The 508-nt window shown below is 47.2% G+C and carries 1 protein-coding gene; it reads left to right on the top strand.

Annotation, left to right across the window (positions count from 1 at the left end; genetic code table 11):
- Nucleotides 1-92 precede the first annotated feature (92 nt).
- The coding region (locus tag D4A39_RS17005) for a transposase (RefSeq protein ID WP_199699490.1) at nt 93-508 on the top strand (416 nt) is incomplete at its 3' end.

Raw genomic sequence — 508 nt, forward strand, 5'->3', positions numbered from 1 at the left:
AGAAGGCAGAAACATAATCCTTGACAGGTACTCGTTGCTTGCTGATAACACCAGCTACTCTAAGGAGTTTGCTGATGTCTTAAAAAAAATATTTGGATACCTACCCGATAACGGCCCGCTCGCCGGGGCTATACTTTAAGGTAGATGGCAATAACCTGGAGCGTGCTTACAAGGATCATCTGAGCGGTTTCCGTAATTGGGAACAAGCCAGTCATGCAGAGGACTGGGTGCTGCATCCTAAGAACATAGGCAAACGGCTGGGCATTGACGAGACCATGCTTCACAAGGACCTGATGACATTCTTGACCAACAAAGAAGGGCATGGCAAACGTCACACCTTAATAGCAGCTGTAAAAGGCACTAAGGCCTCAGACATTATCAATGTTCTTATGCAGATACCGCAGGAACAGCGAGAGCTGGTCGAGGAAGTTACCATGGACTTCTCTGACAGCATGTTTGCTGTCGTCACAGAAGCCTTTCCTAATGCAGCCATAGTCATTGACTGCTT

Source organism: Alcanivorax profundi, assembly GCF_003597125.1.
Taxonomy (GTDB): Bacteria; Pseudomonadota; Gammaproteobacteria; order Pseudomonadales; family Alcanivoracaceae; genus Alcanivorax; species Alcanivorax profundi.